This is a genomic window from Nitratireductor arenosus (assembly GCF_009742725.1).
Lineage (GTDB): Bacteria > Pseudomonadota > Alphaproteobacteria > Rhizobiales > Rhizobiaceae > Mangrovimarina > Mangrovimarina arenosa.
The window spans coordinates 552,459-565,199 of the sequence record NZ_WPHG01000001.1 but is presented as its reverse complement, the minus strand read 5'-3'; the positions used below and the strand labels follow the sequence as shown (position 1 = coordinate 565,199).

Here is a 12,741-nt window from a genome sequence, read left to right as displayed (position 1 = left end):
GGACATGGCCTTTCAGACCGCTCCCCGCCAGCCCGTTCCGGTCAGCGTTCTCACCGGATTTCTCGGTGCGGGCAAGACGACGTTGCTCAACCGGCTCCTGAAGGCGCCGGACATGGCAGGAACCGCTGTCATCATCAACGAGTTCGGCGACGTGCCGATCGACCATCTTCTGGTCGAGCAGGCCTCCGACGGCATTATCGAGCTGTCCGACGGCTGCCTGTGCTGCACTGTGCGCGGGGAACTGGTCGACACGCTGGCCGATCTCGCCGACCGGGTGCAGACCGGCCGGCTCGCCCCGCTGGCCCGGGTCGTCGTCGAGACCACCGGTCTGGCCGACCCCTGTCCGGTGCTGCAGTCGATCATGGCGCACCCGGCGCTGTTGGCCGCCTATCGGCTGGACGGCGTGATCGCGGTCGCCGACGCCCTCAACGGCGAGGCCACGCTCGACGCGCATGAGGAGGCGGTGCGCCAGATCGCCGTGGCTGACCGGATCGTGCTGACCAAGTCGGATCTGGCTTCCGCCGAAGCGGTGGCGTCCTTGCGCGCGCGTCTGGCGCGGCTCAATCCCGGCGCGCCGATCCTTGATGCGGCTGGCGGGAAGGCGGATGTCGGGTCATTGTTTGATTGCGGGCTCTACGATCCGTCGACCAAGAGCGTCGATGTCGAACGATGGCTGCGCGCGGTCGCGGCAGATGATCACCACCACCACGACCACGATCATGCCAACCACGGGCACCGGCATGACCATCGTTTCGAGACGTTTTCGCTGACGTTGGACCGGCCGATCGCCTTCGCGGCGGTGGCGAATTTTCTCGACCTTCTGCGCTCAACGCATGGCGAGGGCCTGCTGCGCATGAAGGGCATCGTCGAGACGGTCGAGGAGCCGGAACGGCCTTTGGTGATCCACGGCGTGCGGCGTTTTCTGCATCCGCCGGTGCGACTTGCCGCCTGGCCCGACGGCAGGCGTGGGACGCGGCTGGTGCTGATCACCAAGGATGTGCCGCAGGATTATGTCCGCCGCCTGTTCGACGCGTTCGCGGGCCGGCCGGGGATCGATACGCCCGATCGCACCGCGCTGGAGGACAATCCGCTTGCGATCGGCGGATACCGGCCCTGAGCCGAACGGCGGCCGTCACCGGCGCCCCGTCTTATCGTCGCCGTTCGATCAGGAAACGATGGCCGCCGCCTTCGGCCGCCTCGCTCGACATTAACCGGTGGCCGACCTCGGCGCAGAAGGCGGGAATGTCGATCACGGCGAGCGGGTCGGTCGTCTCGACCCACAGATGCGCGCCGGGGTGCATTGCCTCCAGCCGCTTGCGGGTGCGCAGAACGGGCAGGGGGCATTGCAACCCCCTCAAATCGTAGAGGTCCGTGGTGGCGGGCATGGCCGCGGTATCAGCTTCCGAAAAGATTGGTGAAGCGCTTGCGCACCGAGCCGAGCATGCCGGGGTCGTCCTCGGGCTTGACCTCGACCGGGGCTTCGGCGGCGCGCGTGGCCGCTTCTTCCTCCGCCTTCTTGGCGGCTTCGGCGGCGACCTTGGCCTCGGCGGCGCGGCGCACGGCGGCGGCCTTATCCTCTTCGGCCTTGCGCTTGGCGGCCTTTTCGGCGTCGATCGCGGCCTGGCGACGCCCGGCGGGCGAATCGATGCGTCCCATCACCGAGGTGCTGACGACCGTGCCGTCTTGCGACAGCGATGGCGGCTCGACCGGTACGCGTTCGCCGCGGGCGCGGCGACGGGTCCAGTCGGCAACGAGATCGGCCTCCTTGAGACCGGCGATCGAGGGTTTCGGCGCTTCGCCGCCGCCGCGGGCGGCATGGGTGGCGAACGCGGCGTCGAAATCCGAACGATAGCTCTGAAAAGCCGTCATCAGCGCTTCTGGCTGGGCGCTCGGCGGGCACGAGCCGGTGGGCGAGAAGGCGGCGCCATCCTCGGTGGTGCGGTTGAATACGTAACGCTTCTCGCACACGTCGACCTTGGGCGGCACCTTGGTGATCTCGAAATGATCGTAACCTTCCTTCAGCATCTTCCAGAACGCGTAGTTCGGGTCGTCGCGATAGCGCGCCATGTTGCGGGCGGTCATGCGGAACGGGAAAGCCTGGATCTGGAATTCGCGCTGTCCGCCACGGAAGGCGTCCCGTGCGAGCGCATAGATCTCCTCCATCTCCTTGTCGTTCATCGAATAGCAGCCAGCCGACGAACAGGCGCCGTGCACCATCAAATGCGACCCGGTGCGGCCATTGGCGCGGTCATAGGTGTTCGGGTAGCCCATGTTGAAGGCGAGATGATAGTTCGAGCGCGGGTTCATCTGCGCCGGCTTGACGGTGTAGAACCCTTCCGGCGCCTGCCGGTCGCCCTCGGTGAATTTCGGCCCGAGCTTGCCGGACCATTTGCAGATCTCGTAGGTGGCGAGCAGATCGTAGCGGCCGTTGGATTTCTGCTTCCAGACCTCGAGCTCGCCTTCTTCCTTGAAGACGCGGGCCATGACCGGCGAATTGCGGTTCATGCCCTTGGTCCTCATTTCGGAGACGAGGCGGGCCGGCACCGGTCTTTCGGCCTTGCCGCTCGCCGATTGCAGGGTCGATTCCGTGCAGCCGGCCAAGGCCAGCGCCATCGCCGCGACCAGCAGTCCCCCACGCATCAGGTTCGAGATCATCGGTGTTCGGCTACCTACAAGCATCGCTTCGGGTGTGGCCGCGCCCGGCGCGGCTCCGCATTCGGCGTACGTTATGGTCGTTAACCTTGAAAAAACCTTACCACAAGGTTCGTCCCGCTTGCCTCACGCGCTTGTCATTGACGGCCAAGACTTGGCGATTTTGTGGCGAACGAGGTCCAAATCGCGTCGTTGGCGGTTCCGGATGGCCCGATTGCCGGTCCGTCCGCGGTCTCGGCTTGCCGCCGACCAACGGTCAGATCGACCGGCCGATGGCCAGGAACTTTTCGCGCCGGTGTTCGCGGCAGTCCATATTGGCGCCTGCCAGTTCCTCCAGCGCGGCGGCGATCTGCTTTCCGGCCGCTGCGATGACGGTCTCGGGGCCGCGATGCGCGCCGCCCACCGGCTCTTGGATGATACCGTCGATGATCTTCATTTCGAGTAGGTTCTGCGCGGTGATCTTCATCGAGGTGGCCGCATCCTTGGCGCGAGTGGAATCGTGCCACAGGATCGAGGCCGCGCCCTCGGGCGAGATCACAGAATAGATCGAATGCTCCAGCATGTAGACCTTGTTGGCCGTCGCGATCGCGATCGCGCCGCCCGACCCGCCTTCGCCGATCACGACCGACACGACCGGCACACGCAGCGCCAGCGAGGCGGAAATCGAACGTGCGATCGCCTCGGCCTGGCCGCGCTCCTCCGCGCCGACGCCCGGATAGGCGCCGGCCGTGTCGACCAGCGTTACCAGGGGCACGTCGAAGCGGTCGGCGAGTTTCATGATACGCACCGCCTTGCGGTAGCCTTCCGGCCGCGCCGAGCCGAAATTGTGCTTCAGCCTGCTTTTGGTGTCGGCGCCCTTTTCCTGGCCGAGGATCGCCACCGGCTGGCCATTGAAGCGGGCGAATCCGCCGATGATGGCGTTGTCCTCGCCGAAGCTGCGGTCGCCGGCCAGCGCCGTGAAATCGGTGAACAGGTGCTTGACGTAGTCCAGGCAATGCGGCCGGTCGGGATGGCGCGCGACTTGGGTCTTCTGCCAGGGCGTCAGGGCGCGGTAGGCATCGTTCAAAGCCTCGGTGGCGCGCTTTTCCAGGCGTGCGATCTCGTCGGCCACGTCGACGGCCTCGCCGCCGTCGTTCAGCTTTTTCAGTTCGAGGATCTTGCCCTCGAGATCCGCGACGGGTTTTTCGAAGTCGAGATAATTGTACATTCGCTGTGGATCAGCCGTGTTCACGATACGCGAAAAGGGCGCCGGACCGGTCGTCGTCGACCGCCTCCGGGCGCCGGACAGTGCCCTCACATAACGTTCGCCGTCCTAATCGGCAAGCGGGTGATGGTCGTTGACCAGCCGCACCAGTCGCTCTTCCAGCACATGGGTATAGATTTGGGTCGTTGAAATGTCGGCATGGCCGAGCAATTGCTGGACCGCGCGCAGATCGGCGCCGTTCTGTAGCAGATGGCTCGCGAAGGCGTGGCGGATCACATGCGGCGATACTTTCGACGGAGCGATGCCGGCGCGCGCGGCCAACGCCTTCAACTCGCGGGCGAATGCCTGTCGGGGGAGATATCCCGTGGCGGAGGCGGCCGGAAACAAAAACGCGCTTTCGGCCGTGCTTTGGCTGGCAGCGCGCGCGTCGAGCCAGGCTTTCATCGCTTGGCGCGCGCCGTCGGTCAGCGGCACCATGCGCTGCCTGCCGCCCTTGCCGCGAACCATGAAGAGCCGGTCGTCGCGCAGTGCCACGCTGACCGGCAGCGCGACCAGCTCCGAAACCCGCAGGCCGGTCGCGTAGAGTGTCTCGACGAGGGCATGCAGGCGGATCGCGGCGACAGGTGCGATACCGGGCGGCGGGCTTGCCGCCTCGGATGCGGCGAGATCGAGCAGCTGTCCGGTCTCGGTCTCGCTGAGGATTTTGGGCAGGGCCGTGGTCCTGCGCGGTGCGCTCGCGGTTCCGGTCGGATCGTCAGCGCGCCATCCCTCACCATAGAGGAAGCGGAAGAACTGACGCAGCGCCGAAAGCTTGCGGGCCTGGGTCGAGGACGCGAACCCCCGGGCCGCGACCGATTCCAGATAGGTATGAATGGCGCCGGCATCCGCGCCGGCGAGGCCGCCGGTGGCCGTCATCTCGTCATGGGCTTCCTGAAGGTCGCGCCGATAGGCGTCGAGCGTGTTGGCGCTCGCTCCGCGTTCCGCACTCATCATTTCCAGGAATGTCTCGATCGCGGTCTGGCTGTTCATCGCCTTTCGTCCCGGGAGATCGCCAAGTTCCGGCCCCAGAGCATGATCCCGAAATGCGGTTGCCGGTCCTCAAAAGAGATCACGCTGCGACAAGAACACAGATCAGGCCAGCCAACCAGCAAAACGCCATCGCCGTCCGCAGGCCCTAGGGGTTGAGCTTTTCGGGCGGAATCCTGACCGACATCTCGCCCTTCCTGGGCTCCACGAACGTGGCCAGCGCAAACATCGCTCCATACGCGATGCCAACCAGTACCGCGATGGTCACCAAGAACCGGAAAAGGGTCGGCATTCGCCTTGAAATTCCCCAAAAACTGCGCCCGCTCGCCTACTTATGCGTTGGCGAGGGGGCGAATTCAACCCCGACCGGGCGGTGTGCAAGCGCTTGACGCCCTCGTGATTTTCATGTGCATACGCGCGGCGAAGGAACTGTTTCATGACGACCGCGCCGAATGCCGTCGAAACCAAGCTGCGCGAACTGCTCGGCAAGAAGACGATCGTTTTCATAGGACTGATGGGGGCGGGCAAAACGGCTATCGGGCGAAAGGTCGCGCAGATGCTCGATCTGCCCTTCATCGACAGCGACCACGAGATCGAAGCCGTTTCGCGTCTGTCGGTGGCCGATCTGTTTACGCTTTACGGTGAAAACGAATTCCGCTCACTCGAACGCAGGGTGATCGCGCGGCTGCTCGACGGGGGCGGGCGGGTCGTGTCCACCGGCGGCGGCGCCTTCATGAACGAACAGACGCGACAGGCGATCGCGGAACGCGCGATCTCGGTCTGGCTCAAGGCGGATATCGACGTGTTGATGGAACGGGTTATGAAAAACAGGAACCGGCCGCTACTAAAAAACCCCGACCCGAGGGCGGTGATGGAACGGCTGATGGCCGAGCGTCATCCGGTCTACGCCCTGGCCGACCTCACCGTCCGGTCGCGCGATGAGCCGAAGGAGGTGATCGCGCAGGAAGCGCTCGAGGCGCTCGTGCGTCATCTCGAAGCCGGAAAGGACAGTGAGGGTGCGCAATGATGCAGGACGCCGCGGACATGCCGGTTACGCGCGTTGAGGTCGGCCTCGGCGCGCGCGCCTACGACATCCTGATCGGGCCGGGGCTGGTCGCGCGGGCCGGTGACGAGATCGCGCGCAGGATGGCGGGGGTGCGCTGCGCGGTGGTCACCGACGAAAACGTCGCTGCCGTTCATCTCGATGCGCTTGCCGATAGCCTGGGCCGGGCTGGGGTCGAACATAGCGCGATCACGCTCGACCCGGGCGAAAAAACCAAGAGTTTCGGGCCGTTCGAGCGGGTCGTTGACGCCTTGCTCGGCGCCCGCCTCGAGCGCGGCGACCTGGTGATCGCGCTTGGCGGCGGTGTGATCGGCGACCTGGCCGGTTTTGCCGCCGGCGTCGTGCGGCGTGGAATGGGGTTTGTCCAAGTGCCGACCTCGCTGCTGGCGCAGGTCGATTCCTCTGTCGGCGGCAAAACCGGTATCAACACCACCCACGGCAAGAACCTGGTCGGCGTGTTTCACCAGCCGCGACTGGTGCTTGCCGACACGGCCGCGCTCGACACGCTGCCGGCGCGCGAATTCCGTGCCGGCTATGCCGAGATGGTCAAATACGGGCTGATCGACCGGCCGGGCTTCTTCGACTGGCTGGAGCGGAACTGGCGCGACGTCTTCGCGGGCGGGGCGGCGCGCGTCGAGGCGATCGCCGAATCATGCCGGGCCAAGGCGGCGATCGTGGCGCGCGACGAGACCGAGGCCGGCGAGCGGGCGCTGCTCAATCTCGGTCACACTTTCGGTCATGCGCTGGAGGCCGCCACCGGTTATGACGGCCGAAGGCTGGTGCATGGCGAAGGGGTCGCGATCGGCATGACGCTGGCGCATCGCTTTTCGGTGCGGCTCAACCAGTGTAGCGCCGACGACGCCGAGAAGGTGGAGGCGCATCTGGCAGGGGTCGGCCTGCCGACGCGCATGGCCGATATTTCCGGGCAGCTTCCGGGCGCCGAGGCATTGCTCACCTATATTATGCAGGACAAGAAGGTCTCGCGCGGCGCGCTGACCTTCATCCTGACCCGCGGCATCGGCCGGTCCTACATCGCCAAGGACCTGCCGGCCGCGGAGGTTCTGTCCTTTCTTAGGGAGAATCATCCCGGATGATGTTCGAACTGTGGGTGACCGGTGCCGTCATCCTTTTCCTGATCATGCTGTCCTTCCTGTTTTCGGGCAGCGAAACCGGCATGACGGCGGCTTCCAAGGCCCGGCTGCACTCGCTTGCGGCCGGAGGTGACGTCCGCGCGGGCGTCGTCGAAAAGCTGATCGAGCGCAAGGATCGCCTGGTGGGCGCGCTGCTGATCGGCAACAATCTGGTCAACATCCTTGCCTCGGCGCTCACGACCAGCCTTTTTCTCAGGCTGTTCGGCGATGCCGGGGTGGTCTACGCCACGCTCGTCATGACGGTGATGCTGGTGATTTTTTCGGAGATCCTGCCCAAATCGCTAGCGCTTTTTCGTCCGGAGCAGTTCGCGCTGAAGGTTTCGCCTTTCGCCCGCGCGATCGTGTTCCTGTTCGGCCCGGTTTCCTCGGCGGCCAATGTCGTCGTGCGCGGTATTCTGGTGTTGTTCGGCATCAATCTGGCTCGCGACGCGCCGATGGTGTCGGCGCATGACGAACTGCGCGGCACGGTGGAGGTGCTGCATCGCGAGGGCGCCTTTATCAAGCAGGAGCGCGACCGCGTCGGCGGCCTTCTGGATCTCGCCGAACTGGAAGTCTCCGATGTCATGATCCACCGCACCGGCATGCGGCTCGCCAATGCCGACGATCCGCCGGACGTGGTCGTGCGCGAAATCCTGCAAAGCCCCTACACCCGCATCCCGGTCTACCGGCAATCGACCGACAATATCGTCGGCGTGGTCCACGCCAAGGATCTGTTGCGCGCCCTGCACGAAGTCGACAACGACCCGCGGCGCGTCGACATCCTCAAAGTGGCGAGCAAGCCGTGGTTCGTGCCCGACACCACGACGCTGCACGATCAGCTCAACGCCTTCCTGCGCAAGAAGGCGCATGTGGCAATCGTGGTCGACGAGTATGGCGAGGTCGAAGGGCTGGTGACGCTGGAGGACATCATCGAGGAGATCGTCGGCGAGATCGCCGACGAGCACGATGTCGACGTTCAGGGCGTCAAGCAGGAAGCGGACGGCTCGGTCGTGGTCGACGGTTCCGTGCCGATCCGCGATTTGAACCGCGCGCTCGACTGGAACCTGCCGGACGAGGAGGCGACGACGATCGCCGGGCTGGTGATCCACGAGGCGCAGTCGATCCCCGAGGAAAAGCAGGCATTCACCTTCCACGGCAAGCGCTTCATCGTCATGAAACGCAACAAGAACCGGATCGTGAAGCTGAGGGTACGCGACGCGGAGAAATAGCGCGCCTGGGTTTTAGCGCCGTGTGTTTTCGCCCGGCGCTGTCGGCTCGATGGCGAGCGCATGCAGGCCGGCGCTCAGTTCGTCGGCCAGCGCCTGGTTGACGGCGCGGTGGCGCTCGACCCGGCTCATGCCGGCAAAAAAATCCGACACGATGCGGACCCGGAAATGAGTTTCGCCGCTGCCGTCGAAAACCGCCTCGTGGCCGCCGTCGACGTGATGATGGCCGGCATGAAGATGGCTTTCGTTGATTACGGTCAGGCTTTCGGGCGAAAAGCGGGCGCGCAGCTTGGTTTCGATCGCGGATTGAAGGCTCATGCGGGGTCTCCTGTGCGACCTGTTTCGGGCCGGAATGCGCAAATCACCGGGGTAGGGGGAACGTTGTGCAAATGTCAATTCTTGTTTCCGGGGCGGAAGCCCCCATAATCGGTCGGGCATGAAACTGGATTCGAAACTCTTTGACCGCATTCGCGTTCGCCCCGATCCCCAGGCGAAGGTGAAGTCGGGTGCGCCGGACTGCCAGTGGGACGGGTGCGGCGAGGCCGGCCTGCATCGCGCGCCGGTCGGGCGTTTGCGCGAGGGCGAGTATTTCTGCTTCTGCCTGGATCACGTGCGCCAATACAACAAGGGTTACAATTATTTCTCCGGCCTCGCCGACAGCGAGGTCGCGCGTTATCAAAAAGAGGCTTTGACCGGCCATCGCCCGACCTGGGCCATGGGCGCCAAGTCCGCGACCCGGTCCAGCCCCGACATCGCGGACAAGCGCTCCGGCCGGGCGGGCTATTATCGTCGGGTGCGCGATCCGTTCAACCTTTTCGGCGACGCCGAGCCGTCTCGTCCGCGTGCGCGCAAGGCCAAGCCGCTTGAGGCCAAGGCGCTGGAAACGCTTGGGCTTGACGAGAAAGCGACTGGCGCGGACATCAAGGCGCGCTATAAGGAACTCGTAAAGCGCCACCATCCGGATGCGAATGGCGGCGACCGGGGTTCGGAAGACCGGTTCCGCGACGTGATCCAGGCCTACCGGGTGCTCAAACAATCCGGTTTCTGTTGAAGCCAAGGTCTGGTAAGCACTGCCCCCGAATTCGTAAGAAACAAACGGCGACGCCCGAAGGGTTCCGGCGCGCTGGAGGCATGATGAACAAGATCGATCGCGACATCGCCAATCTTCCCGACACGACCGTTTCGGTGAAGGATATGTTCGGCTTCTCCTCGGACATGGTCGTGCCGGCCTATTCGGCCGCCGATCAGCACGTCCCGGACGTGGATCCCGATTATCTCTTCGACCGGGACACCACGCTCGCCATCCTGGCCGGATTCGCCTTCAACCGCCGCGTCATGATCTCGGGCTATCACGGTACCGGCAAGTCGACCCATATCGAACAGGTCGCGGCCCGGCTCAACTGGCCGTGCGTGCGGGTCAACCTCGACAGCCATGTCAGCCGTATCGACCTCGTCGGCAAGGACGCGATCGTGCTCAAGGACGGCAAGCAGGTGACGGAGTTCCGCGACGGTATCCTGCCCTGGGCCTACCAGCACAATGTCGCGCTGTGTTTCGACGAATACGATGCCGGCCGCCCGGACGTTATGTTCGTGATCCAGCGCGTGCTGGAATCGTCCGGACGCCTGACCCTGCTCGACCAGAGCCGCGTTATCCGCCCGCACCCGGCCTTCCGCCTGTTCGCGACCGCGAACACGGTCGGCCTTGGCGACACGACCGGACTCTATCACGGCACGCAGCAGATCAACCAGGCGCAGATGGACCGCTGGTCGATCGTCACCACGCTCAACTATCTGCCGCACGACAACGAGGTCGAGATCGTGCTCGCCAAGGCCAAGCACTATCGCAATGACAAGGGCCGCGACATCGTCAACAAGATGGTGCGGGTGGCCGACATGACGCGCTCGGCCTTCATGAATGGCGACCTGGCAACGGTGATGAGCCCGCGTACGGTGATCACCTGGGCCGAGAACGCCGAGATTTTCGGCGATGTCGGTCACGCTTTCCGGCTCACCTTCCTCAACAAATGCGACGAGTTGGAACGGGCTCTCGTGGCCGAGTTCTACCAGCGCGCCTTCGGAGAGGAGTTGAAGGAATCGGCCGCCAACGTGGTTTTGGGCTAAAGGAGAAACCGATGCGTTATCAGGGTGGATGCCATTGTGGCGCGGTGCGCTACGAGGTCGAGGTCGATCTCTCCAGCCCGATCACCTGCAATTGTTCCTATTGCAGCAAGCGCGGCAGCGTCCTCGCTTTCACGCCGGCAGACAATTTCACGATCGAGAAGGGCGCCGACAACCTGACGGAATATCGCTTCAACGCGAAGAAGATCGAGCATCTGTTCTGCTCCACCTGCGGTATGCAATCCTTCGGTCGCGGCGCGATGCCCGACGGAACGCGGATGGTGGCGGTCAATGTGCGTTGCCTCGACGGGGTTGATGTGGGGGCGATCAACATTCATGAAGTCGATGGCCGTTCGCTCTGAATGGCCAGAAAAACACGCCTGTGAGCCAATCGAACCGTAAGCCAGGACAGCCCCACACAGCGTCGCTTGATCCGTTCAAGCGCGCCGTTTCGGTGTGCATGCGCGCGATTTCGGGCGATGGCGAGCTCGAGATCGCGTTCGCAAAGGATAAGCCGGCGCTGGCCGGCCACAGGGCGCGGTTGCCCGACCTCACCAAGCGGCCGACGGCGAACGAGCTGTCGGTGACGCGGGGTATCGGCGATTCGATGGCGCTCAGGCGCGCCTGCCACGATAATGCCGTGCACTCCCGCCTGGCGCCCGAGGGCAAGCAGGCGCGCGCGGTGTTCGACGCGGTCGAGCAGGCCCGGGTCGAGGCGATCGGCGCGCGCGCCATGACCGGCGTGGCCGACAATCTGGCGCTGATGCTGGAAGACAAATATTCCAAGGCCAATCTGGGTGCGGTCGTCGAGCAGGCCGATGCGCCGATCGAGGAGGCGATCGCGCTGGTGGTGCGCGAGAAACTGACCGGTCGCGTGACGCCGCAGAGCGGCGAACGCCTCGTCGATCTATGGCGCGATTGGATCGAGGACAAGGCCGGCGCGGATATCGAGCGGCTCGCCGGCGATCTGGAAGACCAGACGGCGTTCGCCCGCACGGTGCGCGACATGCTGGTGTCGATGGAAATGGCCGAGGAACTGGGCGACGAGGAGGAAACCCAGGACAGCGAGGACAATGAGGACCCGCCAGAGGGCGAGGATCAGAGCGACGAGGGCGACGACCAGGACCAGGGCAGCGAGGATTCGCAGTCCGACGACAGCGAGGCATCCGAGGAGGATCAAGAGGCCGGCGAGAGCGAATCGACCGACGCGTCCTCAGACGACCTGTCTGACGAAGATGTCGACGACGCCGAAACGCCCGGTGAGGCGAAGCGGCCGGATCTGCCCTATACGTCGCTTCCGCCCGATTTCGACTACAAGGTGTTCACCACCGCCTTCGACGAGACGATCGGCGCGGAGGATCTGTGCGACGAAGAGGAATTGGAGCGGCTGCGGGCCTTTCTCGACAAGCAACTCGCCAATCTGCAGGGCGTGGTCGGCCGGCTTGCCAACCGCCTGCAGCGGCGGCTGATGGCACAGCAGAACCGCTCCTGGGATTTCGACCTGGAGGAAGGTTATCTCGACACGGCGCGGCTGATGCGCGTGGTGATCGATCCGATGCAGCCGCTGTCGTTCAAGCAGGAGCGCGACACCAATTTCCGCGACACGGTCGTCACGCTGCTTCTGGACAATTCCGGGTCCATGCGCGGGCGGCCGATCACGGTTGCGGCGACCTGTGCCGACATTCTCGCACGCACACTGGAGCGGTGCGGCGTTTCGGTCGAGATCCTCGGCTTTACCACGCGGGCCTGGAAAGGCGGGCAGGCGCGCGAGAAGTGGCTGAAGGACAGCAAGCCGGCCAATCCGGGCCGGCTCAACGATCTGCGCCATATCATCTACAAATCCGCCGACGCGCCGTGGCGGCGCGCGCGCCGCAATCTCGGCCTGATGATGCGCGAGGGCCTGCTGAAGGAAAACATCGACGGCGAGGCGCTGTTGTGGGCGCATAACCGCCTGATTGGCCGGCGCGAGCAGCGCCGCATTCTGATGATGATCTCCGATGGCGCGCCGGTCGATGATTCCACGCTGTCGGTCAATCCGGGCAATTATCTCGAACGGCATCTGCGCGGCGTGATCGAGATGATCGAGACGCGCTCGCCCGTCGAGCTGATCGCGATCGGCATCGGGCACGACGTCACGCGCTACTACCGCCGCGCCGTCACCATCGTCGATGCCGAGGAACTCGCCGGCGCAATGACCGAACAGCTTGCCTCGCTGTTCGAGGAAGAGACCGGCCAGGGTGATCGCCGTGGCGGGGCCGCGATGCGGCGGGCGGGCTGACCGCGTTGGCCAGACGCTGGCTTCGGACGGTCCGGTTTGCGGTC

At 64.8% G+C, this 12,741-nt stretch carries 14 protein-coding genes; 8 read left to right on the top strand and 6 right to left on the bottom strand.

Going from position 1 to position 12,741, the window contains the following annotated elements:
• Positions 1–4 precede the first annotated feature (4 nt).
• The gene (locus tag GN330_RS02705) at positions 5–1,117 is read left to right on the top strand and encodes a CobW family GTP-binding protein (protein ID WP_156711129.1); all 1,113 of its coding nucleotides are present in this window, start codon (positions 5–7) and stop codon (positions 1,115–1,117) included.
• Positions 1,118–1,148: 31 nt separating this feature from the next.
• Here the strand turns inward: GN330_RS02705 and GN330_RS02700 are convergent, their stop codons facing one another.
• The 5 genes from GN330_RS02700 to GN330_RS02680 form a co-directional block, all read right to left on the bottom strand.
• Entirely contained in the window at positions 1,149–1,385 is a 237-nt protein-coding gene (locus GN330_RS02700; protein ID WP_156711127.1) for a sulfurtransferase TusA family protein, read from the bottom strand.
• Between the two features lie 10 nt (positions 1,386–1,395).
• Positions 1,396–2,655: a L,D-transpeptidase family protein gene (locus tag GN330_RS02695; RefSeq protein ID WP_156711125.1), complete on the bottom strand. Its 1,260-nt coding sequence runs from the start codon at positions 2,653–2,655 to the stop codon at positions 1,396–1,398.
• 253 nt (positions 2,656–2,908) lie between these two features.
• Positions 2,909–3,859, bottom strand: coding sequence for an acetyl-CoA carboxylase carboxyltransferase subunit alpha (locus GN330_RS02690; RefSeq protein ID WP_156711123.1), 951 nt, complete (start codon positions 3,857–3,859; stop codon positions 2,909–2,911).
• A 105-nt stretch (positions 3,860–3,964) separates the two neighbouring features.
• Positions 3,965–4,885 carry a site-specific tyrosine recombinase XerD gene (locus tag GN330_RS02685; protein WP_156711121.1) on the bottom strand — a complete coding sequence of 307 codons (921 nt, stop codon included), beginning with the start codon at positions 4,883–4,885 and terminating at the stop codon, positions 3,965–3,967.
• A 145-nt stretch (positions 4,886–5,030) separates the two neighbouring features.
• Positions 5,031–5,174, bottom strand: a complete 144-nt coding sequence (locus tag GN330_RS02680; RefSeq protein WP_106573260.1) for a histidine kinase — start codon at positions 5,172–5,174, stop codon at positions 5,031–5,033.
• A gap of 144 nt (positions 5,175–5,318) precedes the next feature.
• Here GN330_RS02680 and GN330_RS02675 point away from each other — a divergent pair, with 144 nt between their 5' ends.
• From GN330_RS02675 to GN330_RS02665, 3 genes are read left to right on the top strand one after another with little or no spacing between them, the layout of a single operon-like run.
• Entirely contained in the window at positions 5,319–5,909 is a 591-nt protein-coding gene (locus GN330_RS02675) for a shikimate kinase (protein ID WP_156711119.1), read from the top strand.
• Positions 5,909–7,039, top strand: a complete 1,131-nt coding sequence (gene aroB, locus GN330_RS02670) for a 3-dehydroquinate synthase (RefSeq protein WP_156711912.1) — start codon at positions 5,909–5,911, stop codon at positions 7,037–7,039. The genes GN330_RS02675 and aroB overlap by 1 nt, the downstream gene beginning before the upstream one ends.
• Positions 7,036–8,304: an HlyC/CorC family transporter gene (locus tag GN330_RS02665; protein ID WP_156711117.1), complete on the top strand. Its 1,269-nt coding sequence runs from the start codon at positions 7,036–7,038 to the stop codon at positions 8,302–8,304. The genes aroB and GN330_RS02665 overlap by 4 nt, the downstream gene beginning before the upstream one ends.
• Before the next feature lie 12 nt (positions 8,305–8,316).
• On the opposite strand, the gene GN330_RS02660 is transcribed toward GN330_RS02665, so the two are convergent.
• Positions 8,317–8,619, bottom strand: a complete 303-nt coding sequence (locus GN330_RS02660) for a BolA family protein (protein WP_156711115.1) — start codon at positions 8,617–8,619, stop codon at positions 8,317–8,319.
• Positions 8,620–8,737: 118 nt separating this feature from the next.
• Between GN330_RS02660 and GN330_RS02655 the strand changes: the two genes are divergently transcribed.
• The 4 genes from GN330_RS02655 (at position 8,738) to cobT (ending at position 12,697) form a co-directional block, all read left to right on the top strand.
• On the top strand, positions 8,738–9,352 hold the full coding sequence (locus tag GN330_RS02655) for a J domain-containing protein (protein ID WP_156711113.1): 615 nt from the start codon (positions 8,738–8,740) through the stop codon (positions 9,350–9,352).
• Between the two features lie 83 nt (positions 9,353–9,435).
• Positions 9,436–10,422 (top strand): cobaltochelatase subunit CobS, encoded by a 987-nt coding sequence (gene cobS, locus GN330_RS02650; RefSeq protein WP_156711111.1) that lies wholly within the window; start codon positions 9,436–9,438, stop codon positions 10,420–10,422.
• 11 nt (positions 10,423–10,433) lie between these two features.
• On the top strand, positions 10,434–10,781 hold the full coding sequence (locus tag GN330_RS02645; RefSeq protein ID WP_156711109.1) for a GFA family protein: 348 nt from the start codon (positions 10,434–10,436) through the stop codon (positions 10,779–10,781).
• Positions 10,778–12,697: a cobaltochelatase subunit CobT gene (cobT, locus tag GN330_RS02640; protein ID WP_246188537.1), complete on the top strand. Its 1,920-nt coding sequence runs from the start codon at positions 10,778–10,780 to the stop codon at positions 12,695–12,697. Before GN330_RS02645 ends, cobT begins: the two co-directional genes overlap by 4 nt.
• Positions 12,698–12,741 lie beyond the last annotated feature (44 nt).